General features: G+C 60.0%; 29 protein-coding genes. 20 read left to right on the top strand and 9 right to left on the bottom strand.

Annotated elements, in window-relative coordinates; translation table 11 throughout:
* Positions 1 to 5 precede the first annotated feature (5 nt).
* From AB4O40_RS02485 to AB4O40_RS02455, 7 genes are all read left to right on the top strand, one after another.
* The gene (locus tag AB4O40_RS02485; RefSeq protein WP_460056309.1) at positions 6 to 836 is read left to right on the top strand and encodes a carbohydrate ABC transporter permease; all 831 of its coding nucleotides are present in this window, start codon (positions 6 to 8) and stop codon (positions 834 to 836) included.
* A 130-nt stretch (positions 837 to 966) separates the two neighbouring features.
* On the top strand, positions 967 to 2,070 hold the full coding sequence (locus tag AB4O40_RS02480) for an ABC transporter ATP-binding protein (protein WP_409079036.1): 1,104 nt from the start codon (positions 967 to 969) through the stop codon (positions 2,068 to 2,070).
* 16 nt (positions 2,071 to 2,086) lie between these two features.
* Positions 2,087 to 3,559, top strand: coding sequence for a mannitol dehydrogenase family protein (locus tag AB4O40_RS02475; RefSeq protein ID WP_460056313.1), 1,473 nt, complete (start codon positions 2,087 to 2,089; stop codon positions 3,557 to 3,559).
* A 185-nt stretch (positions 3,560 to 3,744) separates the two neighbouring features.
* Entirely contained in the window at positions 3,745 to 5,250 is a 1,506-nt protein-coding gene (xylB, locus tag AB4O40_RS02470) for a xylulokinase (RefSeq protein WP_056724677.1), read from the top strand.
* A 7-nt stretch (positions 5,251 to 5,257) separates the two neighbouring features.
* Positions 5,258 to 6,202 (top strand): carbohydrate kinase family protein, encoded by a 945-nt coding sequence (locus AB4O40_RS02465; protein ID WP_460056316.1) that lies wholly within the window; start codon positions 5,258 to 5,260, stop codon positions 6,200 to 6,202.
* 290 nt (positions 6,203 to 6,492) lie between these two features.
* Positions 6,493 to 6,759, top strand: coding sequence for a DUF2790 domain-containing protein (locus AB4O40_RS02460; protein WP_056724674.1), 267 nt, complete (start codon positions 6,493 to 6,495; stop codon positions 6,757 to 6,759).
* Positions 6,760 to 6,851: 92 nt separating this feature from the next.
* On the top strand, positions 6,852 to 7,247 hold the full coding sequence (locus AB4O40_RS02455) for a hypothetical protein (protein WP_056724672.1): 396 nt from the start codon (positions 6,852 to 6,854) through the stop codon (positions 7,245 to 7,247).
* Here the strand turns inward: AB4O40_RS02455 and AB4O40_RS02450 are convergent.
* Positions 7,244 to 7,510: a DUF1652 domain-containing protein gene (locus AB4O40_RS02450; RefSeq protein WP_056724670.1), complete on the bottom strand. Its 267-nt coding sequence runs from the start codon at positions 7,508 to 7,510 to the stop codon at positions 7,244 to 7,246. The two genes, AB4O40_RS02455 and AB4O40_RS02450, sit on opposite strands and share 4 nt — an antisense overlap.
* Before the next feature lie 279 nt (positions 7,511 to 7,789).
* Between AB4O40_RS02450 and eco the strand changes: the two genes are divergently transcribed.
* Positions 7,790 to 8,272, top strand: a complete 483-nt coding sequence (gene eco, locus AB4O40_RS02445) for a serine protease inhibitor ecotin (RefSeq protein WP_409079041.1) — start codon at positions 7,790 to 7,792, stop codon at positions 8,270 to 8,272.
* A gap of 174 nt (positions 8,273 to 8,446) precedes the next feature.
* Here eco and ilvA read toward each other — a convergent pair whose 3' ends face one another.
* The 3 genes from ilvA to AB4O40_RS02430 all read right to left on the bottom strand — a co-directional run bounded on the left by ilvA (position 8,447) and on the right by AB4O40_RS02430 (position 11,243).
* A complete protein-coding gene (ilvA, locus tag AB4O40_RS02440; protein WP_082562959.1) occupies positions 8,447 to 9,463 on the bottom strand; it encodes a threonine ammonia-lyase, biosynthetic in 1,017 nt (338 codons plus the stop codon).
* 204 nt (positions 9,464 to 9,667) lie between these two features.
* Positions 9,668 to 10,828, bottom strand: coding sequence for a PQQ-dependent sugar dehydrogenase (locus tag AB4O40_RS02435; protein WP_409079042.1), 1,161 nt, complete (start codon positions 10,826 to 10,828; stop codon positions 9,668 to 9,670).
* Positions 10,829 to 10,895: 67 nt separating this feature from the next.
* Positions 10,896 to 11,243, bottom strand: coding sequence for a hypothetical protein (locus AB4O40_RS02430; protein ID WP_056724664.1), 348 nt, complete (start codon positions 11,241 to 11,243; stop codon positions 10,896 to 10,898).
* Between the two features lie 193 nt (positions 11,244 to 11,436).
* Between AB4O40_RS02430 and ku the strand changes: the two genes are divergently transcribed.
* Positions 11,437 to 12,297: a non-homologous end joining protein Ku gene (gene ku / locus AB4O40_RS02425; protein ID WP_460154654.1), complete on the top strand. Its 861-nt coding sequence runs from the start codon at positions 11,437 to 11,439 to the stop codon at positions 12,295 to 12,297.
* 64 nt (positions 12,298 to 12,361) lie between these two features.
* Here the strand turns inward: ku and lpxO are convergent, their stop codons facing one another.
* Positions 12,362 to 13,261 (bottom strand): lipid A hydroxylase LpxO, encoded by a 900-nt coding sequence (gene lpxO / locus AB4O40_RS02420; RefSeq protein WP_056724661.1) that lies wholly within the window; start codon positions 13,259 to 13,261, stop codon positions 12,362 to 12,364.
* A gap of 489 nt (positions 13,262 to 13,750) precedes the next feature.
* Between lpxO and AB4O40_RS02415 the strand changes: the two genes are divergently transcribed.
* Together AB4O40_RS02415 and AB4O40_RS02410 are read left to right on the top strand one after the other, a co-directional pair.
* Positions 13,751 to 15,337 carry an ABC-F family ATPase gene (locus AB4O40_RS02415; RefSeq protein ID WP_056724659.1) on the top strand — a complete coding sequence of 529 codons (1,587 nt, stop codon included), beginning with the start codon at positions 13,751 to 13,753 and terminating at the stop codon, positions 15,335 to 15,337.
* A 280-nt stretch (positions 15,338 to 15,617) separates the two neighbouring features.
* On the top strand, positions 15,618 to 16,805 hold the full coding sequence (locus tag AB4O40_RS02410) for an MFS transporter (protein WP_056724657.1): 1,188 nt from the start codon (positions 15,618 to 15,620) through the stop codon (positions 16,803 to 16,805).
* An 84-nt stretch (positions 16,806 to 16,889) separates the two neighbouring features.
* On the opposite strand, the gene AB4O40_RS02405 is transcribed toward AB4O40_RS02410, so the two are convergent.
* Together AB4O40_RS02405 and AB4O40_RS02400 are read right to left on the bottom strand one after the other, a co-directional pair.
* A complete protein-coding gene (locus AB4O40_RS02405) occupies positions 16,890 to 17,927 on the bottom strand; it encodes an alpha/beta hydrolase family protein (protein ID WP_460056327.1) in 1,038 nt (345 codons plus the stop codon).
* A 167-nt stretch (positions 17,928 to 18,094) separates the two neighbouring features.
* Positions 18,095 to 18,706 (bottom strand): FMN-dependent NADH-azoreductase, encoded by a 612-nt coding sequence (locus tag AB4O40_RS02400; RefSeq protein WP_056724653.1) that lies wholly within the window; start codon positions 18,704 to 18,706, stop codon positions 18,095 to 18,097.
* Between the two features lie 131 nt (positions 18,707 to 18,837).
* Here AB4O40_RS02400 and AB4O40_RS02395 point away from each other — a divergent pair, with 131 nt between their 5' ends.
* Together AB4O40_RS02395 and AB4O40_RS02390 are read left to right on the top strand one after the other, a co-directional pair.
* Complete coding sequence (locus AB4O40_RS02395; RefSeq protein ID WP_056724651.1) at positions 18,838 to 19,746, top strand: LysR substrate-binding domain-containing protein; 909 nt, start codon at positions 18,838 to 18,840, stop codon at positions 19,744 to 19,746.
* Positions 19,743 to 20,102, top strand: a complete 360-nt coding sequence (locus tag AB4O40_RS02390) for an MmcQ/YjbR family DNA-binding protein (RefSeq protein WP_056724649.1) — start codon at positions 19,743 to 19,745, stop codon at positions 20,100 to 20,102. Before AB4O40_RS02395 ends, AB4O40_RS02390 begins: the two co-directional genes overlap by 4 nt.
* A gap of 11 nt (positions 20,103 to 20,113) precedes the next feature.
* Here AB4O40_RS02390 and AB4O40_RS02385 read toward each other — a convergent pair whose 3' ends face one another.
* Positions 20,114 to 20,542 (bottom strand): DUF1294 domain-containing protein, encoded by a 429-nt coding sequence (locus AB4O40_RS02385; protein WP_056724647.1) that lies wholly within the window; start codon positions 20,540 to 20,542, stop codon positions 20,114 to 20,116.
* Entirely contained in the window at positions 20,539 to 21,369 is an 831-nt protein-coding gene (locus tag AB4O40_RS02380; RefSeq protein WP_056724645.1) for an undecaprenyl-diphosphate phosphatase, read from the bottom strand. The genes AB4O40_RS02385 and AB4O40_RS02380 overlap by 4 nt, the downstream gene beginning before the upstream one ends.
* 296 nt (positions 21,370 to 21,665) lie before the next feature.
* Between AB4O40_RS02380 and pnuC the strand changes: the two genes are divergently transcribed.
* The 7 genes from pnuC (at position 21,666) to AB4O40_RS02345 (ending at position 26,568) form a co-directional block, all read left to right on the top strand.
* A complete protein-coding gene (pnuC, locus tag AB4O40_RS02375) occupies positions 21,666 to 22,229 on the top strand; it encodes a nicotinamide riboside transporter PnuC (protein ID WP_056724643.1) in 564 nt (187 codons plus the stop codon).
* On the top strand, positions 22,226 to 22,750 hold the full coding sequence (locus AB4O40_RS02370) for an AAA family ATPase (RefSeq protein WP_056724641.1): 525 nt from the start codon (positions 22,226 to 22,228) through the stop codon (positions 22,748 to 22,750). The genes pnuC and AB4O40_RS02370 overlap by 4 nt, the downstream gene beginning before the upstream one ends.
* A 354-nt stretch (positions 22,751 to 23,104) precedes the next feature.
* Positions 23,105 to 23,542, top strand: a complete 438-nt coding sequence (locus AB4O40_RS02365) for a hypothetical protein (protein ID WP_460056333.1) — start codon at positions 23,105 to 23,107, stop codon at positions 23,540 to 23,542.
* 1 nt (position 23,543) lies between these two features.
* Complete coding sequence (locus AB4O40_RS02360) at positions 23,544 to 24,122, top strand: adhesin (RefSeq protein ID WP_460056336.1); 579 nt, start codon at positions 23,544 to 23,546, stop codon at positions 24,120 to 24,122.
* 64 nt (positions 24,123 to 24,186) lie between these two features.
* Positions 24,187 to 25,038: a heme utilization protein gene (locus AB4O40_RS02355; RefSeq protein WP_460056339.1), complete on the top strand. Its 852-nt coding sequence runs from the start codon at positions 24,187 to 24,189 to the stop codon at positions 25,036 to 25,038.
* Positions 25,039 to 25,099: 61 nt separating this feature from the next.
* Positions 25,100 to 25,780 (top strand): C39 family peptidase, encoded by a 681-nt coding sequence (locus AB4O40_RS02350; RefSeq protein WP_056724633.1) that lies wholly within the window; start codon positions 25,100 to 25,102, stop codon positions 25,778 to 25,780.
* Positions 25,781 to 25,806: 26 nt separating this feature from the next.
* Positions 25,807 to 26,568, top strand: coding sequence for a hypothetical protein (locus tag AB4O40_RS02345; RefSeq protein ID WP_082562958.1), 762 nt, complete (start codon positions 25,807 to 25,809; stop codon positions 26,566 to 26,568).
* Positions 26,569 to 26,577: the final 9 nt, after the last annotated feature.

The raw sequence follows: 26,577 nt of genomic DNA, 5'->3' as shown, positions 1-26,577 counted from the left end.
CTGCCATGACTCTTCAACAATCCCGTCGTTTGCAAAGCCTGCTGCTCGGTACATTGGCCTGGGCCATCGCCATCGTGATTTTCTTCCCGATCTTCTGGATGGTGCTGACCAGTTTCAAGACCGAAATCGATGCCTTCGCCACGCCGCCGCAGTTCATCTTCATGCCGACGCTGGAGAACTACCTGCACATCAACGAGCGCAGCGACTATTTCAGTTTCGCCTGGAACTCGGTGGTGATTTCCTTCAGCGCCACCGCCCTGTGCCTGCTGATCGCGGTGCCGGCGGCCTACTCCATGGCGTTCTATGAAACCCGGCGCACCAGGGGCACGCTGCTGTGGATGCTCTCGACCAAGATGCTGCCTCCAGTGGGCGTGCTGATGCCGATCTATCTGCTGGCCAAGAGTTTCGGCCTGCTCGACACGCGGATCGCGCTGATCGTGATCTACACGCTGATCAACCTGCCGATCGTGGTCTGGATGATTTACACCTACTTCAAGGACATCCCCGGGGACATCCTCGAAGCCGCACGACTGGACGGCGCAACGCTGGCCCAGGAGATGCTCCGCGTGTTGCTGCCCATCGCCAAGGGCGGCCTGGCATCCACGGTACTGCTGTCGCTGATCCTGTGCTGGAACGAGGCCTTCTGGTCGCTGAACCTGACCTCGTCGAAAGCCGCGCCGCTCACTGCATTGATCGCGTCCTACTCCAGCCCCGAAGGGTTGTTCTGGGCCAAGTTGTCAGCGGTGTCGACCCTGGCCTGTGCGCCGATCCTGATCTTCGGCTGGATCAGCCAGAAACAACTGGTGCGCGGCCTGTCGTTCGGCGCCGTGAAATGAATCAAAAGCAAAAGATCGCAGCCTGCGGCAGCTCCTACAGGGGGGGCGCGGTGCTTGGGGGCTCTGTGTAGGAGCTGCCGAAGGCTGCGATCTTTTGATCTAAAAAAACAACAAACGGAGGCCCATCATCATGGCCAACCTGAAAATCAAGAATCTGCAAAAAGGCTTCGAAGGCTTTTCCATCATCAAGGGTATCGACCTTGAAGTGAACGACAAGGAGTTCGTGGTCTTCGTCGGCCCCTCGGGCTGCGGCAAATCCACACTGCTGCGGCTTATCGCCGGGCTGGAGGAAGTCAGCGGCGGCACCATCGAACTCGACGGCCGCGACATCACCGAAGTCAGCCCGGCCAAGCGCGACCTGGCGATGGTGTTCCAGACCTACGCCCTGTACCCGCACATGAGCGTGCGCAAGAACATGTCGTTCGCCCTCGACCTGGCCGGCGTGGCGAAAACCGAAGTGGAGAAAAAGGTTGGTGAAGCGGCGCGCATCCTCGAACTGGGGCCGATGCTGGAGCGCAAGCCCAAGCAACTGTCCGGTGGCCAGCGCCAGCGCGTGGCGATTGGCCGGGCCATCGTGCGCAACCCGAAAATCTTCCTGTTCGACGAACCGTTGTCCAACCTCGATGCCGCCCTGCGGGTGCAGATGCGCCTGGAACTGTTGCGCCTGCACAAGGAACTGCAAGCCACGATGATCTACGTGACTCACGATCAGGTCGAAGCCATGACCATGGCCGACAAAGTGGTCGTACTCAATGGCGGCAAGATCGAGCAAGTCGGCTCGCCACTGGACCTCTATCACCAGCCGGCCAACCTGTTCGTCGCCGGTTTCCTGGGCACGCCGAAAATGGGCTTCCTCAAAGGCAAGGTCACCCGCGTCGACAATAAGGGCTGTGAAGTGCAACTGGACGCCGGGACCCGCATCAGCCTGCCCTTGAGCGGCAGGCACCTGAGCGTCGGGAGTGCAGTGACACTGGGCATTCGCCCGGAGCATCTGGAACTGGCCAAACCCGGCGACTGCACCTTGCAGGTCACCGCCGATGTCAGTGAACGCCTGGGCAGCGACACCTTCTGCCACGTCCGCACAGCATCCGGCGAAGCCCTGACCCTGCGTGTTCGCGGCGATCTGGCCAGCCGCTACGGTGAAACCCTGAGCCTGCATCTGGATGCGCAACACTGCCATTTATTCGATGTCGACGGCGTGGCGTTGACCCGTCCGTTGCGCGTTGCTGCCTGATTTCAGAGAGCCTGCGATGAAACTGAACAAACAAAACCTCAGCCGCCTCGCCCCTGAAGTGGCCCTGCCCGCATACGCCCTGGGCGAGACCCGCCAAGGCATCGCGCACATCGGCGTCGGCGGTTTCCACCGTGCCCATCAGGCGTACTACACCGACGCCCTGATGAATACCGGCGAAGGCCTGGACTGGGCCATCTGCGGTGTCGGCCTGCGCGCTGAAGACCGCCGAGCCCGTGACGATCTCAAGGACCAGGACTACCTGTTCACCCTGTTCGAACTCGGCGATAGCGACGACACCGAAGTGCGGGTAATCGGCGCCATCCGCGACATGCTGCTGGCCGAGGACGGTGCCCAGGCGGTGATCGACAAACTGGCCTGCCCCGAGATTCGCATCGTCTCGCTGACCATTACCGAAGGCGGTTACTGCATCGACGACAGCAGCGGCGAGTTCATGGCGCACTTGCCGCAGATCCAGCATGACCTGGCGCACCCGGATGCACCGAAAACCGTGTTCGGTTTCCTCTGTGCCGCACTGGCCAGGCGCCGCGCCACTGGCACAGCGGCCTTCACCCTGATGTCCTGCGATAACCTGCCCCACAACGGCGCCGTCACCCGCAAGGCCCTGCTGGCCTTCGCCGCCTTGCACGACAGCCAGTTGCGCGACTGGATCGACGCCAACGTCAGTTTCCCCAACGCCATGGTCGACCGCATCACGCCGATGACCAGCACTCCTCATCGCCTGCAATTGGCGGACCTGCATGGCGTGGACGATACCTGGCCGGTGGTTTGCGAACCCTTCACGCAGTGGGTGCTGGAAGACCGGTTCGTCAACGGTCGCCCGGCCTGGGAAAAGGTCGGCGTGCAATTCACCGACGACGTCACGCCCTACGAAGAAATGAAGATCAAGCTGCTCAACGGCAGTCATCTGGCGCTGACCTACCTGGGGTTCCTCAAGGGTTACCGCTTCGTCCACGAGACCATGAACGACCCGCTGTTCGTGCGCTACATGCGCACCTACATGGATCTGGACGTGACGCCACAGCTGCCGGCGGTGCCAGGAATCGACCTGACCGAGTACAAGAACACCCTGGTGGCGCGCTTCTCCAATCAGGCGATTGCCGACCAGCTTGAACGGGTGTGTTCGGACGGCTCGTCGAAGTTTCCGAAATTCACCGTACCGACCATCAACCGCTTGATCGCCGATGGCCGCGAGACCCGCCGCGCGGCGTTGGTGGTGGCGGCGTGGGCGCTGTACCTCAAGGGCGTGGATGAGCATGGCGAGACCTACGCGATTGCGGATCCACGGGCGGCATTCTGCCAGGCGCTGGTGGCCGATGATGTGTTGATTACCCAGCGTTTGCTGGCGGTCGAGGAGATTTTTGGTACGGCCATTGCGCGCTCGCCGGAGTTTGTCGCGGCGTTCGAGTGGTGCTGCAACAGTTTGCGTGAGGTTGGGGTGTCGCGGACTCTGGAACGAGTGTTGGCATAAATGTGGCGGTGAGTCTGAGTCCGTCTTCGCGAGCAAGCCCGCTCCCACACTGAAGCGCTGTCGAACACAAATTCGGTGTTCACTACAAATCGACTGTGGGAGCGAGCTTGCTCGCGAAGGCGGCCGGACAGGCACCAGGGATACTGAATCCAGACTTGTATCGAGATGACGACCAAGGATCTTGCATGACAACCCGACAACGCTTCCTCGGCATCGACTGCGGCACCCAGGGCACCAAAGCCATCATCCTCGACGCGGGCAGTGGTGATGTGCTCGGCCAGGGAGTCGCCAGCCACAGCCTGATCAGCGGCCCCGATGGCCGCCGCGAACAGGACACCCAACAGTGGCTGGAAGCCTTCGCCACCGCCACCCGCCGCGCCTTGCTCGCGGCCAAAGTCGATGGCCAGTCTATTCTCGGCATTGGCGTCTCCGGCCAGCAACACGGCCTGGTGCTGCTCGATGAACAGGGGCAGGTATTGCGACCGGCGAAACTCTGGTGCGATACCGAAACCACCGCGGAGAATGACCGACTGCTGGCCCACTTGGGCGGTGAAAAGGGTTCTCTGGAGCGCCTCGGCGTGGTCATCGCGCCGGGCTACACCGTATCCAAGCTGTTATGGACCAAAGAGCAGCATCCCGAGGTGTTCTCCCGGATCGCCCGCATCCTGCTGCCCCACGATTACCTCAACCATTGGCTGACCGGCCGCAGTTGCAGCGAATACGGCGATGCCTCGGGCACCGGGTACTTCAATGTGCGTACGCGCCAGTGGGATGTGCAATTGTTGCGTGACATCGACCCCAGCGGACGCCTGCAAGCGGCGTTGCCGGAATTGATCGATGCCCACCAGGCGGTCGGCACCATTCTGCCAGGCATTGCCGAACACCTGGGCATCAACCCCCAGGCACTGGTGTCCAGCGGTGGTGGGGACAACATGATGGGGGCCATCGGCACCGGCAACATCCAGCCCGGTGCAATCACCATGAGCCTCGGCTCGTCGGGCACGGTGTACGCCTATGCCGATCAGCCGAACATTGCCGCAGATGCAGCGGTCGCCACCTTCTGCTCTTCAAGCGGCGGCTGGTTGCCATTGATCTGCACCATGAACCTGACCAATGCCACCGGCCTGATTCGTGACCTGCTGGACCTCGACATCGATCAGTTCAACGAGCTGGTTGCCCAGGCGCCGATCGGTGCCGACGGAGTGTGCATGCTGCCGTTCTTCAACGGTGAGCGGGTGCCTGCCCTGCCCCATGCCAGCGCCAGCCTGTCGGGCCTGACCATGACCAACCTGACCCGGGCCAACCTGTGCCGCGCGGTGGTCGAGGGCACGACCTTCGGTTTGCGTTACGGACTGGACCTGCTGCGCCACAATGGCTTACAAAGCCGCAGCATTCGGCTGATTGGCGGCGGGTCAAAAAGTGCGGTCTGGCGGCAAATTGTCGCCGACACCATGAATACGCCGGTGATCTGCACCGAACAAAGCGAGGCCGCAGCCTTGGGTGCGGCAATTCAAGCGGCTTGGTGCGTATCCCGGGCAAACGGTCGCGAAGACAGCCTGGCGCAATGGTGCAAGCGCTGCGTAAAACTCGACCCGGCCAGTGAAACCCCGCCCGTCGCCGACAATGTACAAGCCTGCCAGCAGGCGTATGAACGCTATCGACAGCAAGTCGCAACCCTAATTAAAGAGTGAACAAACTATGTACCTGGTGTGTGGCGAAGCGCTGTTCGATTTTTTCAGTGAAAACGACGCCAGTGGGCAGGCGTCCAAAGTGAATTTCAAGGCCATTGCCGGTGGCTCGCCGTTCAATGTGGCGGTGGGCTTGCGCCGATTGGGCGTGGACGCGGCGCTGTTGGCCGGGTTGTCCACCGACTACCTGGGCCGGCGCCTGCTGCAAGTCTTGCAAGATGAAGGCGTGCGCCAGGACTACCTGCTGGATTTTGCCGCGCCGACCACTCTGGCGATGGTCGCCGTGGGGGCCAATGGTTCGCCGCAGTACAGCTTCCGTGGCGAAGGCTGCGCGGATCGACAATTGCAACCGGAGCACCTGCCAGCGCTCGGGCCTGAAGTACGCGGCCTGCATATTGGCTCGTTTTCCCTGGTGGTGCAGCCGATTGCCGACACGCTATTGGCATTGGCGCGCCGGGAAAGCGGCAAGCGCCTGATCAGCCTCGACCCGAACGTGCGCCTGAACCCGCAGCCGGACATCGACCTGTGGCGTAACCGGATCGCGACGCTGGTGGAGCTGGCCGACCTGATCAAGGTCAGCGACGAAGACCTGCATCTGCTGTACCCCGGCCAGGACCCGGCACAGATGATCGAAGGCTGGTTGCAGCATCGCTGCCAGCTGGTCTTCCTGACCCGGGGTGGCGAAGGTGCGAGCGTGTTCAGCCGGGCTCACGGCTCGTGGTCGACTCCTGCGTCTGCGGTAAAAATCGCCGACACCGTGGGCGCGGGCGATACCTTTCAGGCGGCGCTGATTACCTGGTTGACCGAACAGCAACTGGACTCGATAGAGGGCGTGAAGCAACTTGGCCGCGAACAGATCGACAGCATGCTGAAGTTCGCGGTGCAGGCTGCGGCGCTGACGTGCAGCAAGACCGGGCCGGATTTGCCTTATCGGCAGCAGTTGGATTTGCACTGACACTGACGTCCTCATCGCGAGCAAGCTCGCTCCCACAGGGTTGCGGGTCGTTCACAGCATTTGTGTCCAGCCTTGTTCGCGATGCCTTTCCATCAGGCCCCCGATGGTCTTAACTGATACACAGGATCGCGCACCCGCGACAGGCGGCGTTCAGCCGGGTTAACCCTCGCTTAACCGTGCGATCCAACACTTCACTGGACCGCACGCCCTCAGACTGTTCTGACGCCCAGTGCGGCAAGTTCGACCAGCGACATATCGAACTGACATTCCGTCCGCACCGGAGATCCCTGATGAACACTCGCACCCTGCTGGTTACCGCCGCCCTCGGCTGCGCCGCGTTTGCCGGCCTGGCTCAGGCCACTGACACCACAACCTCCCAAGCCGTGCCCTATCACTACGGCATGCCATTGCATGTCAGCAAAGTGATTTCACTGACCGAGCCGGACACCCTGGAGTGCAAAGTGGTGAAGGCCGAAATGAAGTACATCGATGACACGGGGAAACTCGCAGAAATTTCCTACCGTAAACTTTCTGACGCTTGCGAGAACCAGGGCTGACTGAAAGGTCTGATTTGGTACTTGGCGGTATTCCTTTGAGGGTTGCGGCGCTATGCTTTAGCGCCCCCCCTCTCTGCCCGCAAGGATTAGCCATGCAGTTGTCGTTTCGCGCACTGTCGATGTTTACCGCAGCCTTATGTCTTTTGCTGAGCCTGGTCTGGGGCCTGACACCGCAATGGTTGTTGTCGTTCTGGGACATCGAGTTTTCATTCGCGGTGGGATTGGTCGCGCGACGCACCGCCGTGCTGTTTGGGGCGTTGAGCGTGTTCTCTTTTCTGGTTCGCAACGCGCCCCCTTGCGCAACCCGCAATGCCCTGAGCCTCGGCTTCGTCGTCGGCAGCTGGGGATTGGCCGTGCTGGGTTTTGCCGAATGGCTCAGTGGCCATGTCGGGCCGGGGATTCTACTGGCGGTCGGATTTGAACTGGCGCTGGGCCTGGCGTTCTTCCAGACCCGGCGCGTGTCCGTGGAACCCGAAACAGCAAGCTAGAGTGCATTGCCCAGCCTGGAATGCGGTTCGACCTCGACGTGATGCTGCCTGGAACGCAGTTGGGCAATCAACTCGTTGATTTCCCGACAACCATTGAGCCCGGAGGCATCGATACCGGTGACCAATAGATCGAGCTGATCGGTTTGCCCGTCTGCATAGACCTTGACGGTCATCGAGAGATCCGGTGACAGCGTGCACTGGCAGCGCTTGGGCAGAAAACTGCTTTCGATGATGTTGCGAATTTCCAAGGCAGAAAGAAACATGGCGACTCCCTCCTTTGTGAGACTGCCTGACAACCGATGCTTGCTCATTTGAAATCCCGGCAAGCTTCAAGGACAGCTACAGCATAAAACATACCCTGAACTTCGTTGTGCAGCTCATCGGTAATTCAAGGGTCCGGGCGAGTTACCTGTAAAACCTGTCATGCAATTTACAATTATAGACCCTGGCGCCCCTGCATATTGCACACCGGATGTCCCGGGTTTGCATTCACTGCGCACGACAGTGAAAATGCCGCCCTTCACTTCAAGCAAGGAGGCATCATGAATTCTTTGACCGTTAACGCTTGCACAGCGCTATTCGCACTGGGGCTTGCCGGGGTGGCGCATGCCGCCAAACTCGAAGACACCGCACCCTTTGCGAAGGCCGAAAGCGGGTTTACCCGCCAGGTGATTCACCTCGCGCCACAGCCCCGGGAAAACGACTTCCAGGTCGAGATCCTGGCCGGCAAGACGATGACCGTCGACTGCAACAACCCGCGTCTGGGTGGCATTCTCGAGGAGAAGAACCTCGAGGGCTGGGGCTATCCGTTCTATCGCCTGGAAAAAGTCATTGGCCCGATGAGCACGCTGATGGCCTGCCCGGCGGGCACGAGCAAGCAGGGTTTTGTACCGGTGGTCGGTGACGGCTTCCTGCTGCGTTACAACAGCAAACTGCCGCTCGTGCTGTACGTGCCCAAGGACATCGAAGTGCGCTATCGGATCTGGTCGGCGTCGACCAAGGTCGAGAAAGCCGTTCAGGAATAACCCGGCCATCCGGTGTAATGCTGTTCGCTTAAGAGATATTGAAAGTGCAATAAGTAACCTGTGGCGAGGAAGCTTGCTTCCGTTGGACTGCGCAGCAGTCGCAGTTTTGGGGTCGCTTCGCGCCCCAGCGGGAGCAAGCTCCCTCGCCACAGGTACAGTGTTCATCCTTCAGTATTACGACGGCATACTGCAGCCCCTCTTGGCGCGCTCGGCCACATGCCCCAGGCTGTCGAAGTTGATATTGGCACCCGAGTCGATCGCCACCAGGGTCTGCCCCAAGGCACCGGTTTGCGCGACGTATTTCTTGATCCCGGCGACGGCGAGCGCACCGGAAGGTTCGGTGATCGAGCGGGTATCGTCGTAGATATTCTTGATCGCGGCGCAAAGCTCATCGTTGCTGACCGTCACCACGTCATCGACGCAAAACCGGCAAACCTCAAAACCGTATGCGCCGATCTGCGCCACCGCCACCCCATCGGCGAAGGTACCTACGCTTGGCAGCACGGCCCGTTCGCCGGCATGCATCGCCGCTTGCAGGCACGCGGAATGTTCCGACTCGACGCCAATGATGCGAACTTCCGGCCGCAGGTACTTCACGTAAGCGGCGATACCCGCGATCAGCCCGCCGCCACCTACCGGAACGAAGATCGCATCAAGCGGCCCCTGATGCTGGCGCAGGATCTCCATGGCCACCGTGCCTTGCCCCGCGATCACCTCCGGGTCGTCGAAGGGCGATACAAAGGTGCGACCGGTTTCCTCGGCCAAATCCAGCGCATAAGCCAGTGCGAACGGAAAGCTTTCGCCGTGCAACACCGCCTCGGCGCCGCGACTGCGCACCCCGATGACTTTCAGTTGCGGCGTCGTGCAGGGCATGACGATGGTGGCGCTGATGCCCAACTCCCGCGCGGCCAGGGCCACGCCTTGGGCATGATTACCAGCAGAAGCGGTGACCACGCCACGAGCCTTTTGCGCCTCGCTCAAGTGCACCAGCTTGTTGTAGGCGCCGCGGATTTTGAAGGAAAAGGTCGGTTGCAGGTCTTCGCGCTTGAGCAGGACCTGGTTACCCAAGGCTTCGGACAAGGCAGGTGCCGGTTGCAACGGCGTGCGCACGGCCAGTTCATACACCGGCGCGGCAAGGATTTTTTTGACGTAGTGTCCAAGCAGGCTTTGCTGGTCGGTCGTAAAACTCATGGTTGTCTCCTGACATTGTTCGGGGCCCGGGAGACAGAAAGTAAAAACCCGCCTCCAGGGCGGGTTGGGTGCTGCAGTCGTGAGCTAGCCCGCCAAATGAGGAATGGCGGTAATAATGCTTGGCTGGCAGCGCAATACGGTGGAAGTCATGGTTCGAAATTAGCCGGGGGTTGATGGCAAGTCAATGGCAAGTTTTCAGATATCTTAGTCAGCCAGCAACTTCAAACCCACCTTATACAACCCACCGTTCTCCTCATCAGTCAAAACATACAAATAGCCGTCCGGCCCCTGTCGCACATCGCGGATGCGTTTTTTAAAATCCCCGAGCAAGCGCTCCTCGTGGATCACCTTGTCGCCATCGAACTCCAGGCGGATCAGTTCCTGGCTGATCAGCGCTCCGATAAACACGTTGCGCTGCCAGGCCTTGAAACGATCGGCATCGTAGAACGCCATGCCACTCAGGCCCGGGGATTTTTCCCAGACATGATTCGGGGCAACGGTACCTTCAGCGGTCTCACCCTTGGCTTCGGGAATCGGTTGACCGGAGTAATTGATGCCATGGGTCGCCAGCGGCCAGCCGTAATTCTTGCCGCGCTCGATGATGTTGACTTCATCACCGCCCAGAGGGCCGTGTTCGTTTTCCCACAGCGTGCCGTTCCACGGGTTGAGCGCCGCGCCTTGCGGGTTACGCTGCCCGTAGGACCAGATCTCCGGCCGTACGTTGGCCTGGCCGACAAAGGGGTTGTCCTTGGGCACCGTGCCATCCGGGTAGATGCGTACCACTTTGCCTTGCAGCTTGTCGAGGTCCTGGGCGGTCGGGCGGTCGTTGTTTTCCCCCAGGGTCACGAACAGATAGCCGTCGCGATCAAACACCAGCCGCGAGCCAAAATGGTTGCCGACCGAGAGCTTGGGCTCCTGACGCAGGATCACCTGGAAATCCTTGAGTGCCGTCATATCGTCGGAGAGCCGGCCACGGCCCACCGCCGTGCCGGCCTTGCCGCCCTGGCCGCCACCTTCGGCATAGGACAGATAGACCATCCGGTCCTGCTTGAAGTCGGGTGACAGTGCCACGTCGAGCAATCCACCCTGCCCTTTGGCCCAGACCGTGGGTACGCCATTGAGCGGTGCGGACAACTTGCCTTCGGCGGTCACCAGTCGCAGATTGCCGGGCCTTTCGGTCACCAGCATGCCTTTGCTATCCGGCAGGAATGCCAGGGCCCAGGGGTGCTCCAGCCCCGTCACGACGGGGGTGACCTCAAGGGTGCCGTCTTCGCTTTTCATCGTCTGGGCCGGCGCGGAAAGCACAGGGCCGGCGCTAATCAGTACGCTGGCACAGAGGGTTGCCAACAGGTTTTTACGCAACATGCAGGATTCCTTTTCTGATGGAAATGAGACTTGGTGAAAAGTAGCGGGTAGACGTCACGCCTGCCACTCAACGGTTGCTGGTGCCGGTGTCTCGTGGGGGTGGATTGGGAATGAATTTCGGTGGGCTGGCGGGCGCTGTCCGGTCGGGATAGCGATTACCGATGCCACCGTTGTCCAGCGTCGGCGGGCGCGGGACCGGCACGGTATTGGGTCCGCGAATGGCCGGGGCGCTGGGTTGAGTGCCTTGCATACTGTTGGGATTGGCCCGCCGGATCGGGCTGTTGTAAGGATTGTTGCTGGTGCTGCCCGGCAGGTTCTGGGCCAACTGCAACGAAGCAGGGTCGTCGGCCTGGACCAAGGGGCCCAATATGCCACTCAAGGCCAGTGCAATGGCGCCAGACACGTATCGGTTCATGGGGTGCCTCTCTGCGTCCGCGTGGATAAGGACTTCGATACCACGCTACGCCCGAGGTTCGGATTTGTTAACCAAAAACTCCCCGGCAAGAGGTTGCACCCCGGTTGATCCCGCCAGGGAGCCGGCGCGCAGCCCACAGAAACTTTTGCCCAGGACCGCAGGTCACCTGAACATCACCTGCGAGTAGACGACCATGGCACGGGCAATCTGGAAAGGCGCAATCAGCTTCGGACTGGTGCACATCCCCGTGGCGCTGGTCTCGGCAACGTCCTCCCGAGGCGTCGATTTCGACTGGCTCGACAGCCGCAGCATGGACCCGGTGGGCTACAAGCGGGTCAACAAAGTCACGGGCAAGGAGGTCACCAGGGAGCACATCGTCAAGGGCGTGCAATACGAAAAGGGCCGGTACGTGCTGCTCAGTGAAGAGGAGATCCGTTCCGCTCACCCACTCTCGACCCAGACCATCGACATTTTTTCCTTTGTCGACGGCAAGCAGATTCCCTTGCAGAACATCGACACGCCTTACTACCTGGCCCCCGACAAGCGCGGCGGCAAAGTCTATGCACTGCTGCGCGAAACCCTGACCAAAACCGGCAAGGTTGCCCTCGCCCGCGTGGTCTTGCATACCCGCCAGCACCTGGCCGCGCTGATGCCTTTGGAGTCCGCGCTGGTCCTGGTGATGCTGCGCTGGCCGGCCGAGGTGCGAAGTCTCGATGAACTGGCGCTGGGCAGCGAAGTGACCAGCCCCGAACTGGCCAAGGGCGAACGGGACATGGCCAGGCGCCTGGTGGAGGACATGAGTGCCGAGTGGACGCCGGATGACTATCGGGACGGCTTTGAGGACAAGATCATGGCCCTGGTGGACAAAAAGGCCCGTGAAGGCAAGATCGAAGACGTCGAAACCGCTTCTGATGAAGAGGAGCGCAAAACGGCGGATGTCATTGACCTGACCGAACTGCTCAAGCGCAGCCTCGGCAGCAAAGGTGCCGGTAAAGCAGCGGCCAGGCCGAAGCCGGGCAGCAAACCGGTTGCCAGGAAGAAAGTCAGTAAGTGATCCGCTGGATGTCCCGGCTTCTTCGCGAGCAGGCTCGCGAAGCCCAGGTACGCCACACCGAAAATCAGATAAGAATGAAGACCGCCAGCAACCCGGCAAAGATCGACCACTTCTGCAGGTAGTAAAGCTTGCGGTTGCGCTTTTTCAGTTCCTTGGCGCGCAGGCGCACCTTGTAGACCTTGCTGAACAGCCGGTTGAGCCCGCCGGTGTGGTCTCCGTCCTCGTTCGGTGCACCTGCCGCCGACATGACATTACGGCTGAACCAGCGATTGAAAGCCGCCGCCCACCGATACTTCATGGGCCGTTCGACGTCGCAGAACAGGATGATGCGATTGTGTGGCGTGGTGTTCTCTGCGTAATGAATGTAGGTCTCATCGAACATCACCGCTTCGCCATCACGCCAATGGTAGTTCTGACCATCGACATTGATGTAGCAACCTTCGGCGTTGGGTGTGTCCAGCCCGAGATGATAACGGTACGAACCGGCATACGGGTCGCGGTGGCGCACCAGTCTGGAGCCCGGTGGCAACTCGGCGAACATCGCCGCCTTGATCGAGCCGATGCCCTGCACCAGTTCGGTGGTGCGCGGGCAGAGCTTCATGGCCGACGGGTGGCTATCGCCATACCACTTGAGATAAAAGCGCTTCCAGCCGGTCTTGAAAAACGAGTTGAAACCGACGTCATCGTATTGGTTCGAACGCTTGATCTCGCCGGCGTGAAGCAAGTTCTGGCCTTCGACGCGAATTTCTTCCCAATGTGCCTGCAAGGGGCTCAGGTCGGGAAAATCAGCCGGATCGAGATACGGCTTGTTGGGGATTTTCGAGAACAGATAAAGAAAGCAGTTGATCGGCGCCAGGAACGTCGAGTGATCACTCAACTGGCGGCCCAGCTTGTGGCGCACTCGGCCACGCAGGTGGACGTACGCAATAGAGACAATGTAAATAACGGCAATGATCAGTTTCACGGAAATCGTCACAGGTCGGAAGTATACAAACTGCGCCCTTTACCGGCATGCCGGTCCCCGGGTCTTGTGCAGCGGTTGAATACGAAACAGCGGCCCCTTGGCGCCATCCAGCTACGCCGATTGGTCACCGTTCAGCTGTTAGATGGCATTTTAGCCACAGTTTGTAACCAATAGTTAACCTGTAACTGTGAAAATGTGTCCGCAAAAACCGTCAAAGCGTTGCATAGGCCTCATCGCCCTATCGTTTAAAGAGCCAGACCAGTACAATCGCCGCCAAACTTTACGCGCCCCCAGGTTGAGAGCGGGAAAATCCCCCTTTCAGCGCACATTGACTCGGGCCAGGCGCGCCACATGCTGCTGTCCACTTGATGCCAGATGGATCTTCCACTGCCGATCGGGATGAATGTCCCCGGGTCCGGACAGTGGAACGGGTACTGAACCGGTACTGCCGCACCCCTAGCTACTCTGAATGCTTCGCAGGAAAAACCTTTGATTTCTACAGCTAACATCACGATGCAGTTCGGCGCCAAGCCGCTCTTCGAAAACGTCTCGGTCAAATTCAACGGTGGCAACCGTTACGGTCTGATCGGCGCCAACGGTTGCGGCAAGTCGACCTTCATGAAGATTCTCGGCAATGACCTCGAGCCGTCCGGCGGCCAGGTCATGCTGGAGCCGAACGTGCGCCTGGGTAAATTGCGCCAGGACCAGTTCGCCTACGAAGAATTCACCGTGATCGACACCGTGATCATGGGTCACGAAGAGCTGTGGAAGGTCAAGGCCGAGCGCGACCGCATCTATTCGCTGCCGGAAATGAGCGAAGCGGACGGCATGGCCGTGGCCGAGCTGGAAACCGAATTCGCAGAGATGGACGGCTACACCGCTGAATCCCGCGCCGGTGAACTGCTGCTGGGCCTGGGTATCCCCCTGGAACAGCATTTCGGCCCGATGTCCGAAGTGGCTCCAGGCTGGAAACTGCGGGTATTGCTGGCCCAGGCACTGTTCTCCGATCCTGAAGTGCTGTTGCTCGACGAACCGACCAACCACCTGGACATCAACACCATTCGCTGGCTGGAAACGATCCTCAAGGCGCGTAACAGCACCATGATCATCATTTCCCACGACCGTCACTTCCTCAACAGCGTCTGCACCCACATGGCTGACCTGGACTACGGCGAGCTGCGCCTGTTCCCGGGCAACTACGACGAGTACATGACGGCGGCGACCCAGTCCCGCGAGCAACTGCTGTCGGACAACGCCAAGAAGAAAGCCCAGATCTCCGAACTGCAAACCTTCGTCAGCCGCTTCTCGGCCAACGCCTCGAAAGCCAAGCAGGCCACTTCCCGCGCCAAGCAGATCGACAAGATCCAGCTGGCCGAAGTCAAGCCATCGAGCCGCGTGAGCCCGTTCATCCGCTTCGAACAGACCAAGAAGCTGCACCGCCAGGCCGTGACCATCGAGCAGATGTCCAAGGGCTTCGACGGCAAGACCCTGTTCAAGAACTTCAGCTTCACCGTCGAAGCCGGCGAGCGTGTGGCGATCATCGGCCCGAACGGTATCGGCAAGACCACCCTGCTGCGCACCCTGATGGGCGAACTGACCCCGGACGCCGGTTCCGTGAAGTGGACTGAAAGCGCGGAACTGGGCTACTACGCCCAGGACCACGCCCATGACTTCGAAGACGACGTCAGCCTGTTCGACTGGATGGGCCAGTGGACTCAGGGCGAGCAGATCATTCGCGGCACTTTGGGCCGCATGCTGTTCTCCAACGACGAAATCCTCAAGTCAGTCAAGGTCATCTCCGGTGGTGAGCAAGGCCGCATGCTGTTCGGCAAGCTGATCCTGCAAAAGCCGAACGTACTGGTGATGGACGAACCGACCAACCACCTGGACATGGAATCGATCGAAGCGCTGAACCTGGCGCTGGAAAACTACCCGGGCACGCTGATCTTCGTCAGCCACGACCGTGAGTTCGTATCGTCCCTGGCCACCCGCATCATCGAGTTGAGCCCTAACGGCGTGACCGACTTCAGCGGCACCTACGACGACTACCTGCGCAGCCAGGGTGTGGTGTTCTAAAGGTAGCTACAAGCCTTTAGCTGCAAGCCTCAAGTGAAAAGCCCCGTCCATGTGACGGGGCTTTTTGCGTTTCATGGGTGGGATTTTCTGGGTGGAGAATCCTTCGCGAGCAAGCCCGCTCCCACATTTGGAATGCGTTCCCCTGTGGGAGAGGGCTTGCTCGCGAAGAGGCCATGAGGAACAGTGATAATGTCACGGCAAAAGTAGTTAGCCTGCTTTCTTTTATCCCGACACCGCGCCATGATGCAGGTCTCCCACCGCCGCCCGCGAACGAGCCCTCATGTCTGTGCCGCAAGTGCCTGCGCAAAGCTCCATGGCGATCACCCTGCAGATCGTCTCTATCGTCTTCTATACCTTCATTGCCTTCCTCTGCATCGGATTGCCGATTGCCGTTTTGCCGGGTTATGTCCATGAACAACTCGGGTTCAGCGCCATCGTGGCCGGGTTGACGATCGGCTCGCAATACCTCGCCACCCTGCTCAGCCGCCCCATGGCCGGGCGGATGTCCGACAGCGTTGGTACCAAGCGCGCAATCATCTATGGCTTGTGCGGGATTGTGCTCAGCGGCGTGCTGACCTGGCTGTCGACCCTGTTGCAAGGTTTTCCCTTGCTCAGCCTGCTGATCCTGATCGCCGGGCGCCTGTTGCTGGGGATCGCCCAAGGGTTGATCGGCGTCGGCACCATCAGTTGGTGCATGGGCCAGGTGGGCGCCGAGCATACTGCGCGGTCGATTTCCTGGAACGGCATCGCATCCTATGGGGCGATTGCCATTGGCGCGCCGCTGGGCGTGGTCATGGTGCAACAACTGGGTTACGCCAGCCTGGGCATTGCCTTGTCGCTGCTGGCCCTGGTTGCACTGCTGTTGATTCGCAACAAGCCCTCGGTGCCGGTGGTGCGCGGTGAACGCTTGCCGTTTTGGGCGGTGTTCGGACGCATTGCGCCGTTTGGCGCGAGCCTGAGCCTGGCGTCCATTGGCTATGGCACCCTGACGACCTTTATCACCTTGTACTACGTCAATCGCGGTTGGTCCGGCGCGGCCTACTGCCTGACGGTGTTTGGCGCGTGTTTCATTCTGTCGCGACTGCTGTTCATTTCCGCCATCAGCCGTTTCGGCGGGTTCACCTCGGCCATTGCCTGCATGTGCATTGAGACCGTTGGCCTGGTGCTGCTGTGGCTGGCACCGTCGACCGGTTACGCGCTCATTGGTGCCGGCCTGACCGGATTTGGCCTGTCCCTGGTGTATCCGGCGCTGGGTGTCGAGGCCATCAAACAGGTCCCCAACTCCAGCCGGGGCGCAGGCCTGAGTGCTTATGCTGTGTTTTTCGACCTGGCGCTGGCCATCGCCGGCCCGTTGATGGGCGCAGTGGCGTTGAACCTGGGTTATGCGTGGATTTTCTTCAGTGCGGCGTTGTTGTCGGTGACGGGGTTGGGGCTGACCCTGCTGTTGAAACACCGCGCCATGGCTTGAATCCCTGTAGGAGCTGCCGAAGGCTGCGATCTTTTGATCTTAAAATCAAAAGATCGCAGCCTTCGGCAGCTCCTACAAAGGGATCTATTGATCGGCGGTCTGCATCCCGGCCCGGGTTGCTCTGCCCAGGGTGCGCGAGAAAAAGCTTCCGGCTTCAGCGATCAGATTGCGGTGAATGTCTTGCCGGTCGACGCCATCGGCATCGGTGCACAGCGCGGGCATGATCACGATCTGCTCGTCATTGCACGGCGCCATGAAGACGAAGTGCCCTGCCCCGGCCAGCAGTTTGAAGTCCGGCGCGGTCGGCAGTTTACGCGCCAGTGCCGCGGCGTTCTTGTCGACAGCCACCAACTTGTCGCCATCGCCGCTGTAGAGCAGCACCGGCACATGCACATCGGCCAGGGTGTGGCGGCCGAACTTCAGGCTCAACGGCGCCATCAGCATCAAGGCGTGGACGCGAGGATCAGCCACCGGTTGCAGGTCGTCGCGGTCGACAATCAATTCGCCCTGGGTGTTGCACGCATCGCGGTCGTCCGGGCGCTCCTGGCAGTATCGGCGCAGACGATCCAGGTCCGGGGTCGCGCCGGACAGGATCAATGCAGTCTCACCACCGGCCGAGTAACCGATGACCCCTACCTGGTTGGCATTGACGAACGGCGACAGCATAGGGTCGCCCAAGGTCGCGGTAATGGCTTCGGAGATCTGGATCGGCCGGCCATACAGGTTACTCAAAGTACCGAGTCGGCTGTGATCCCCGGAGTTGTCACCGGGGTGAATCACCGCCACCACGACAAAGCCTTTGCGCGCCAGCGACGTGGCAAGGTCGTGCAGGGCCAGGGGAGTACCGGTGTTGCCGTGGGACAGCATCAGCATCGGGAACCGGCCGATGGCGACCTTGGTGTCCTCCCCGGCTTCGACGGTGTAACCCTCAAGCTTGCTGGTGTGCTCCCGATCACTGGAAGGATAGAAGGCGATGGCCCGCATCGGCTGCAGGTCCAGCGGGTCGAGAAAAGTCATCTCATGGAAGCCGACGCTCCAGTGAGGATGCGGTGCTGGTGCGGCGTGCACTGTATTCAGGCTGCTTAGCAGGCAAATCAGTAAAGCTGCACAAAGACGCATCATGGATGCCCCACCTTGTTACCGGACTTGAGACGTACACCCTGGACTGCATAAGTCGGGCCACAGCCTGAAACGACCAGAAACAAAAAACTCCGCAACTGGTACTTGCGTAACCAGAATACAGAGTTTTTGGGGCTTTACCTGAACGGCTGCCTACTTTTACGCAAGCCTTACGCTGCGGCGAACAATTGCTCGCTGATTTGTGCGTGGGCAGCGCTCATGGCCTTGTTGCGTACGTCGTCACCGTAAGACAGTCCTTCGGCACGCACGATTTCGATATCGGTGATGCCGATGAAACCGAACAGCACCTTCAAATACTCTTCGTGGGCAACACCGGTCGCCTGGCCGGCGTGCATGCCACCGGAAGTCGAGACGATCACGACTTTCTTGCCGCCGCACAGGCCTTCAGGGCCGGCTTCGGTGTAACGGAAGGTCTGGCCGGCAACGGCGATGCGGTCGATCCAGGCTTTGAGTTGAGTCGGGATGGTGAAGTTGTACATCGGTGCGGCAATCACCACGGCATCGGCAGCCAGGAATTCGGCCAGGGTCGAGGCGCTCAGTTCGGCTTCGTGCTGTTGTGCCGCGTTGCGCAGTTCAGCGGTGGTGCCGGCGGCGACCAGGGTGGTGGCGGAGAAATGGCTGATGGCGTCGGCGGCCAGGTCACGGTAGGTCACCACGGCGGTTGGCTCGGCGGCTTGCCAGGCCTTGACGACTTCGCCGCTCAACTGACGGGAAGCCGAGTTGTCGCCCAGGATGCTCGAATCGATATGCAGCAATTTCATGTGGGATCTCCAAGTGAGGATCGCCCACAAGGGCGATCTGATGGGACTAATCCTACACACGAAACCAATAGCTGATTAGACGCTAACAATGCGATAGTTCGTCCCACAGATAGAACAATCGGATTCACATCATGCAAGACCTCAACGACCTGTATTACTTTGCCAAAGTCGTGGAAGCCGGGGGATTCGCCGCAGCCGGGCGTTTGCTGGGCATCCCCAAGTCCCGATTGTCACGGCGCATCGCCGAACTGGAAGAACGTCTTGGCGCACGATTACTGCAACGCACCACCCGACAACTGAAGCTGACGGCCGTCGGTGAACGTTACCTCAGGCACTGCCAGGCGATGCTGCTGGAGGCGGAAATGGCCGACGAAGCCGTGGCCAGCATGTCCAGCGAGCCCCGCGGACGCTTGCGGGTGTCCTGCCCCGTCGGGCTGGCCCACGAAATATTGCCGGGGGTGATCAGCGACTTTCTGGAACGGTTTCCGCAAGTCCAGCTGGAGGTGATGTTGCTCAACCGCCGGGTCGACCTGGTGAACGAAGGCATCGACGTAGCCCTGCGTGTGCGGGAACTGGGAGACGAAGACCCGCTGCTGGTCACTCGCCGCCTGCGTCAGGCGCAGATGCTGATGGTCGCCAGTCCCGGCTTCCTGCTTGGCCGTGAGATCAACCATCCCGAAGATCTGAAAAGCCTGCCGGTGCTCGGTGCCCTGGAAGCCGACCGCCTGGTGCACATCCGCCTGCTGGATCAAAAAGGCAAAAGTTGTGAACTGGCGCTCGAGGCCCGGCTGGGCATCGATGACTTTATCGTGCGCAAGGCCAGCACCCTCTCCGGCCTGGGCTTCACCATGCTGCCCATGATGTATTGCGAGCAGGAACTGGCAAACGGTTCGCTGGTGCAGTTGTTGCCCGACTGGTCGTTGCCCGGTGGCTGGCTGCAAGCGGTCTATCCTCATCGACGCGGAGTCATGCCGGCGGTACGCGCCTGGATTGACCATCTGGTTGAGTCATTCAATGCCTGTGGGGAACGATTGTTATGAAAACCGCACGGATGAGCGAAGAGGATGTCGCGAAATTCTGCCTTAGCCTGCCCGGAGCGCGCGAAGACTATAAATGGGGCGGCGTGCGGGTGTTTTCGATTGCCGGGAACAAGATGTTCGCCTTGCAGGGCCTGCGGGGTGACTCCCTGGCCTTCAAGGTCGACAAGGATCTGTTTCTCGGTCATTGCGACCGCCCGGGGATTCATCCGGCGCCTTATCTGGCGCGCGCCCAGTGGATCATCATGGAAACGCCCTACCCGCTCGGCAGCGAAGAACTACAGGGACTGCTACAGCGTTCCCACCAATTGGTGGTCAGCAGGCTGCCAAAGCGCACTCAAGTCAGCCTGTTGCTATAAGGCGTTGTTGATCAGAACAAGGCGAACAGGTGTGCGCCGAGGAACAGGTGGTCGATCCAGAACACCTGGTGCATGAGCACGATGATCCAGAGCACCAACTGGTACGAGACTTTGCGGGTTTTGTGCCGGAACGCTTGCTGGGCCAGCAAGGCACCGGGCCAGCCTCCGGCGAGTTCCAGCGCATGCAGGACATTCTCCGGCGTACGCCATTGCTCGGCGCGGGCCTTGCGCTTGTCGCTCCAGTACAGGAAAAACGTCACGACGCTGACGATGCCGTAGGCCGCCAGGGGAATCAGCGACACCCCGTGCAGCCATGACGACACCGAACCCGACAGCGGCAATGCGCACAGGATTGCAAACACCAGCCACTTCAGCCGTGGATGACGGATATGTCCCCCGGGCTGGCGCCCGGGGTTATTGCGCGAGCTTGAGTCACTCACGGCTTGACCGCGCTCCAGTCGACCCAGCCGAACTGCCAGGTCGCCAGGATGATCAGGCCGAACACAATGCGATACCAGGCAAACGCCGCATAGCTATGGTTGGCGATGAACTTGAGCAGCCCGCGGACCGCGATCATCGCGAAGACGAACGCCGTGACGAAACCGATCGCGAACACCGGGAAATCAGACGGGACAAACAGGTGACGGTATTTATAGCCCGAGTACACCGCCGCGCCGACCATGGTCGGCATCGCCAGGAAGAACGAGAACTCGGTAGCGGTCTTGCGCGACAGGCCGAACAGTAACCCGCCGATGATCGTCGAGCCCGAACGCGAAGTACCCGGAATCATCGCCAGGCATTGGGCGAAGCCGACTTTCAGGGCGTCTTTCCAGGTAATGTCATCCACCGTTTCGGCGTGGACTTCATGCTGGCGGCGCTCGGCCCACAACATGATGAACCCGCCCACGACCAGCGCCGCTGCCACGGTGATCGGATTGAACAGGTATTCGTGGATCAGGTCAGCGAAGATCACGCCCAACACCACGGCCGGCAAGAACGCGATCAACAGGTTCGCGGTAAACCGCCGGGCGCCCGGCTGGGTCGGCAGGCCGATGACCACGTCGAAGATCTTGCGTCGAAACTCCCATACTACAGCCAGGATGGCACCCAGCTGGATAATGATGTTGAACGCCATCGCCCGCTCGCCCCCGAAGCCGAGCATGTCGGCCACGATGATCTGGTGGCCGGTACTGGAAATGGGCAAAAACTCGGTCAGCCCTTCTACAACCCCAAGAATCAATGCCTGAAAGGCGGTCCAAAGATCCATCAATCCCCCAAAAGGCTATGCGCGCCGGCATGCCCCGTTAGTATTTTTCCAAAGCTTGAATTGCGATCAGCGTAGCTGAAGCCCCGCCTGTCAAGGATCACCACAGCACCGTCAAAATCCTGTGAAAAAACAATCCTGATCAGGGTTTACCCGCGCGGGGCCGAAATCCTATCAGACAAGTCCGCTTGGCGCTGCCGCGTTATCGCGCACCAATGAAGTACACCCGTGCGCCACGGGATTCCCGACGCCAATCCGGTTACAATCGGTCCCCTCTTCGATTTCCCCAAGGAGCCTCCATGTCCGGGCTTGAACTGTTTGCCGCCGCCCTCGGTGTCATTGCCGTCTGGCTGACGGTCAAACAGAACCCCTGGTGCTGGCCCATCGGTCTGGTCATGGTGCTGCTCTATAGCTGGATCTTTTTTGAGGTGAAGCTGTATTCGGACATGCTGCTGCAAGTCATCTATGCCGCCTTGCAGCTTTACGGCTGGTGGCAGTGGACGCGGGCTGGCGAAACGACCCATGGCCGCGAAGTCAGTTGGCTCAACTCACGCTCCGTGGCGTTGAGCCTGGCCATCGGCGCACTCGGCAGCCTGTTACTGGGGGCAGCCATGGCCCACTGGACCGACGCAGCACAACCCTGGCTCGATGCGGCGCTGACCGGATTCAGCCTGGTGGCGCAGGTCTGGATGGCGCAAAAACGTGTCCAGTGCTGGCCGCTATGGATAGCCCTGGATGTGATTTTCGTCGGGCTGTTCATCTATAAGGACCTGTACCTGACCGCCACCCTGTACGGGCTGTTCGCCGTTATCGCCGTGCAGGGCTGGCGCCAATGGCGCGCCGATCCGGCATTGCGCGCATGAAAGTGCTGGTACTCACAGGCCCGGAATCCAGCGGTAAAAGCTGGTTGGCGGCCGAATTGCAACAGCGTTTCGGCGGGGTTCTGGTCGACGAGTATGTGCGTTGGTTCATCGAGCAGAATCCGCGGGACACCACCTTGGCCGACATTCCGGACATCGCCCGCGGTCAATTGGCGTGGGAGGACGAAGCACGGGCGCAACAACCGTCTTTGCTCATCCTCGACACGCACCTGCTGAGCAATGTCCTCTGGAGCCAAACCCTGTTTGGCGACTGCCCCCCCTGGATCGAGCAAGCGCTATTGGCCCGGCATTACGACTTGCACTTGCTGCTGTCGCCGGAACACGTCGAATGGACGGATGACGGCCAGCGTTGCCAGCCCCGATTGAGTGAGCGCCAGGCATTTTTCGAGCAGACCCTGGCCTGGCTGGAGCGCCACGCACAACCGGTTCAAGTACTGCACGGAGATTGGGCCGAACGCCGATCCCTGGCACTGCATGCCGTGACCCGATTGCTCGACGCCTGAGTGGCGTCCGGGGTAATTCCCCCACCATCCCCCCTGCTCCGAGGGAAAGTGTCCGATCCTGAAACACTCTCCTTGCCTCAAACCGCCCATTTCAGCGTCCCTCGTCGTTTGATCATCGGATTTGTCAAGCCGGTGATACAACGCCCCTGAAACCCTTGCTTTAGAACGGTTTACCCGCAATTAAGGGCTACCTGCGCAGGGTTTCGTCTCACCTTTGAAACATTCTTGGCAAAAGCTATCCGGACAATATCCATAAGCCATTGAATCAACGAGATAATCAAAAACCGGCACAGCTTTCGCTCTTACCTTCATAAAGCCGACCAGAGCCAGCCTGCATGAGAAGGTAAGAACGTCGTGTGGATATTCGATAAAAGAGTCTTGGCGTGCCTGCTGCTGATCGCGAGCGCTGCAGGCACGCTTTTCAGTTTTGACGTTCTAGCCGAAGGCAACGGCGTCATCGTTCTTGACCGCACCATTCACCCAACCCCTATCGGTCGCAGCGGCGGCAGAGATCCGAACCCCAACACCCTCAATGCCAACCCATCGGCCCGCGTCACCGGCGAACTCAGCGACGCGGACATTGCCGGGGTCTCCACCGGAACAGCCCTTCGCCACAGCAACGGACAAAGCCTGGGTGGCCTGCAAGGGATCAACGCCGTTACCAACCCCAATGGTATGCCCGGCATGTCTGTCGGCCACGGCGGTGGCAGTGGCAGCGCGATTTCCGGAACCGTCAACCGCGCCATGAGCAGCGGCCTCGGCTCACTGGGCAGAATGGCGGGAGGCCAATGAGATGAGTCGGTCCCTGCTTTTACTTGCCCTGTTCGGCTGCACCGGCGTGATGGCCGATCCGGGCGTCAGTTCGGTGAACAACGCCACCCTCCAGGATTCTGCTACTCAATATCGCGGAAACTTCAACGTCAACCAGGCGGCAGGCGATCAGCAGCAGCAAACCAACGTCCGCGCGATCGCCATTGGTACGAATGCCGGTGCAACCACCAGCGTCCGGCAGAAAATCACCACGCCCGCCAATCCGTCGATGGATGCGACGGCCACTATTGGCGGACCCTCCTTCAGTAATGGCAACGGCGTACTGGGTGTCAACCAGGGTGCCGGGGCGAACAACCAGATGGCCAATGCCATGCGCATCAGCATCAGCGCTGCACCGCAAGCCATCGACGATAGTGCCCTTTCTCAACAGAACGTGGCGTTGTTACCGAACTCGGGAGCAACTGGTACCCCAAACGGCAGTCGCCAGGTCGTGACAAGCGACCAGGCCTTCACCGGCAGCCGCGGAGTGATCCAGGTGAACCAGAGTGCCGGGGTGGGGAACCGAATGGCTAACACCTTGAGCATCCGGGTCGCTGACTGACCCCGATACAGTGCGATTAAGGACGAACCAACACTTGACCAACTAATGAGCACGGAGAAACACCATGAACCCGACAACTGCTCTCAAACCTCTGGCTTTCGCTCTGGCGGCAGTGATGGCATTCGCAGCACAAGCAGGCGGTCTTGATGATGATCAAGGCAACGGCCAGAGCAATGCGCATGGCAACAACCACCAGCCCAAAGGCCCGACGCTGGAACAGATTCTGCAGATTACAGCAGGCGCCGGGGCCGTCGTGATGGACTCGCAGGAAAGCAGTGACAGCAGCGTATTGAACCGGGACACCAGGAACGACGCCAAAATCGATAACTCCCTGAACAACTCCAACGGCAACATGGGCGCCAACGTTGCAGCCGGTAACGGCAACCAGCAAGACAACGCCGCCGCCCTTGCCACAGCTGACGAAAGCTTCATCTTCGGCACCGCGGTCGCCGTCTCCAGTGCGAATCAGAAGAGCGCCGGCAACGCCGCCAGGAACCACTCCAACACCAACAACACAACGCTCAACAACGCAGGTAACAGCGGTTCCGGCAACATCGGCATCAACGTGACCACCGGCGACTTCAACCAACAGAAAAACAATCTGGCGATTGCCGTTGCGGGCGGTCGTGTAGCGCAAGCGGCGGCGGCGGCCAACCAAAGCACGTCCGGGCTGAACGTCACCAACAACGGCAACACGACTGATTTCGTAGCCGTGGGTGTATTCGGTCTGGCGGGCGTAACCACTCAACAAGTGATGACGCCTGAGGGCTGGAAACCCCCGGTAACCAACAACGCTTCGATAACGGGCTCGATGAACAACTTCTCCGGCAACGGCGGAGCGAACGTATCGTCTGGCGTGGGCAACCAGCAAAACAACTCGCTGTCCATCTCCGCGGGCTGCAAGTCCTGTCTGTAATCGCGATTGCAATGAAAGCCCCGGCGACGGGGCTTTCCCACAGTCCCAAGGCGTATCGATCATGCGTAAGACTGTCCTTTTCGCCCTGCTCTGCCTGTCTGGCCTGACCCAGGCTGCACAGATGCCGGTTGCCGCCCTGCCGGGTGGCGTGCTGGTGTACAAGCACGTACAGAGTTTGCGCGAGCGCAAGTTCAGCGACATCGTCGAACAGAAAACCGATTTCAGCTGCGGCGCCGCCGCGCTGGCAACGATACTGCGCCAGGCCTATTGGCTCGACGTCGATGAGGAGCACATCATCAAAGGCATGCTGGTCACCGCAGACCAGGACCTTGTGCGTACCCAGGGTTTTTCCATGCTGGACATGAAGCGCTACATAGAACGCATCGGCATGCGCGCCCGGGGCTACAGGATCCCGCCGGAAAGACTCGAAGCCGTGACGATTCCAGTGGTGGTGTTGATGGAAATTCGCGGCTACAAGCACTTCGTGGTGTTGCAGCGGGCGGACAAGAGCTGGGTCTATATCGGCGACCCGGTACTCGGTCACAAACGCTACTCCCATGATGACTTTGTCAAAGGCTGGAATGGCATTATCTTCGCCATCGTCGGCCCTGGTTACGACAAGACCAATGCCTTACGCAGCCCACCGGAACCGCTGACAGCCAAGAACAAGATGGATAACTTCAACCCGGTCAAAGATGCCGAATTGATGGATTTTGGTTTCATACAGAGCGACTTCTTTTAATCGCCAATAAGATGATAGGGAGCAGGATGCTCCGGGAGCAGCAAATGAAAACCTCGTATTGGGTGGTCGCAGCCTGTCTGGCAGCGAACACTTCAGGTTTTGCTGATGAGTTCAGACCCATCGAAATCAAGGACCAGGAACTGGCCGAGTTGCGTGGCCGGTATGTGATGCCGGGGCGGGTCATCAGCTTCGGTGTCGTCATGAGCAGTACCTGGCGCAATGCCAGTGGTGACCTGATCGGAGCCTCCACCTCGATGCAGCTTCAAGCCGCAACGGTCAAACCCCAGTTCTATGTTTCAACCATCAAGCAATCCGGTCATGGCGGTTCGCCCAAATCGGGTAGCGGCCACGTGACGGGGGGCGCTGCGCTGAGTACTTCCCGGGGCATTACCCAGGTCACAAGGGCAGCAGGCGATGGCAACAGCTCAAACAACAACATCGCCATCAACGTCAAGGAGGCCAGCACGGCCCCTGCACTGGTGCCGAGCCAGGGCCAGGCGCTGATAGCCGGTCAAACCATCACCGGCAGCAATGCCGCAGGCAGTGTCGTGGTATCCGCGACCAGTGGTGGCGTTCAGATGGCCATTACCGCCAACAACAATCAGGGTACAAGCGTGCAACAAGTCGCCCAAGGCGGGTTGCTGCAAAACACCCGGTTACTGGGCAGCAGCAATATGGTCGACAACATGACCCAGCTCAACGTAGTGCTTAACAATAATGGCCCGAGTGCGGGTGCACTGGACTGCAACCTCAATCAACTCGCTGCATTACGGACCATGGGCTATTGAACTACGCTG

The sequence above is a fragment of the Pseudomonas sp. S2_F07 genome, from assembly GCF_054668325.1.
The sequence above is the reverse complement of the archived record's forward strand: the minus strand, read 5'-3'. Positions and strand labels throughout refer to the sequence as shown.

Bases quoted from the DNA above. Each gene is read 5' to 3' on its own strand.
- AB4O40_RS02485 (WP_460056309.1), top strand. From the start codon at position 6: ATGACTCTTCAACAATCCCGTCGTTTGCAAAGCCTGCTGCTCGGTACA.
- AB4O40_RS02480 (WP_409079036.1), top strand. From the start codon at position 967: ATGGCCAACCTGAAAATCAAGAATCTGCAAAAAGGCTTCGAAGGCTTT.
- AB4O40_RS02475 (WP_460056313.1), top strand. From the start codon at position 2,087: ATGAAACTGAACAAACAAAACCTCAGCCGCCTCGCCCCTGAAGTGGCC.
- xylB (WP_056724677.1), top strand. From the start codon at position 3,745: ATGACAACCCGACAACGCTTCCTCGGCATCGACTGCGGCACCCAGGGC.
- AB4O40_RS02465 (WP_460056316.1), top strand. From the start codon at position 5,258: ATGTACCTGGTGTGTGGCGAAGCGCTGTTCGATTTTTTCAGTGAAAAC.
- AB4O40_RS02460 (WP_056724674.1), top strand. From the start codon at position 6,493: ATGAACACTCGCACCCTGCTGGTTACCGCCGCCCTCGGCTGCGCCGCG.
- AB4O40_RS02455 (WP_056724672.1), top strand. From the start codon at position 6,852: ATGCAGTTGTCGTTTCGCGCACTGTCGATGTTTACCGCAGCCTTATGT.
- AB4O40_RS02450 (WP_056724670.1), bottom strand. From the start codon at position 7,510: ATGTTTCTTTCTGCCTTGGAAATTCGCAACATCATCGAAAGCAGTTTT.
- eco (WP_409079041.1), top strand. From the start codon at position 7,790: ATGAATTCTTTGACCGTTAACGCTTGCACAGCGCTATTCGCACTGGGG.
- ilvA (WP_082562959.1), bottom strand. From the start codon at position 9,463: ATGAGTTTTACGACCGACCAGCAAAGCCTGCTTGGACACTACGTCAAA.
- AB4O40_RS02435 (WP_409079042.1), bottom strand. From the start codon at position 10,828: ATGTTGCGTAAAAACCTGTTGGCAACCCTCTGTGCCAGCGTACTGATT.
- AB4O40_RS02430 (WP_056724664.1), bottom strand. From the start codon at position 11,243: ATGAACCGATACGTGTCTGGCGCCATTGCACTGGCCTTGAGTGGCATA.
- ku (WP_460154654.1), top strand. From the start codon at position 11,437: ATGGCACGGGCAATCTGGAAAGGCGCAATCAGCTTCGGACTGGTGCAC.
- AB4O40_RS02410 (WP_056724657.1), top strand. From the start codon at position 15,618: ATGTCTGTGCCGCAAGTGCCTGCGCAAAGCTCCATGGCGATCACCCTG.
- AB4O40_RS02405 (WP_460056327.1), bottom strand. From the start codon at position 17,927: ATGATGCGTCTTTGTGCAGCTTTACTGATTTGCCTGCTAAGCAGCCTG.
- AB4O40_RS02400 (WP_056724653.1), bottom strand. From the start codon at position 18,706: ATGAAATTGCTGCATATCGATTCGAGCATCCTGGGCGACAACTCGGCT.
- AB4O40_RS02395 (WP_056724651.1), top strand. From the start codon at position 18,838: ATGCAAGACCTCAACGACCTGTATTACTTTGCCAAAGTCGTGGAAGCC.
- AB4O40_RS02390 (WP_056724649.1), top strand. From the start codon at position 19,743: ATGAAAACCGCACGGATGAGCGAAGAGGATGTCGCGAAATTCTGCCTT.
- AB4O40_RS02380 (WP_056724645.1), bottom strand. From the start codon at position 21,369: ATGGATCTTTGGACCGCCTTTCAGGCATTGATTCTTGGGGTTGTAGAA.
- pnuC (WP_056724643.1), top strand. From the start codon at position 21,666: ATGTCCGGGCTTGAACTGTTTGCCGCCGCCCTCGGTGTCATTGCCGTC.
- AB4O40_RS02370 (WP_056724641.1), top strand. From the start codon at position 22,226: ATGAAAGTGCTGGTACTCACAGGCCCGGAATCCAGCGGTAAAAGCTGG.
- AB4O40_RS02360 (WP_460056336.1), top strand. From the start codon at position 23,544: ATGAGTCGGTCCCTGCTTTTACTTGCCCTGTTCGGCTGCACCGGCGTG.
- AB4O40_RS02355 (WP_460056339.1), top strand. From the start codon at position 24,187: ATGAACCCGACAACTGCTCTCAAACCTCTGGCTTTCGCTCTGGCGGCA.
- AB4O40_RS02350 (WP_056724633.1), top strand. From the start codon at position 25,100: ATGCGTAAGACTGTCCTTTTCGCCCTGCTCTGCCTGTCTGGCCTGACC.
- AB4O40_RS02345 (WP_082562958.1), top strand. From the start codon at position 25,807: ATGCTCCGGGAGCAGCAAATGAAAACCTCGTATTGGGTGGTCGCAGCC.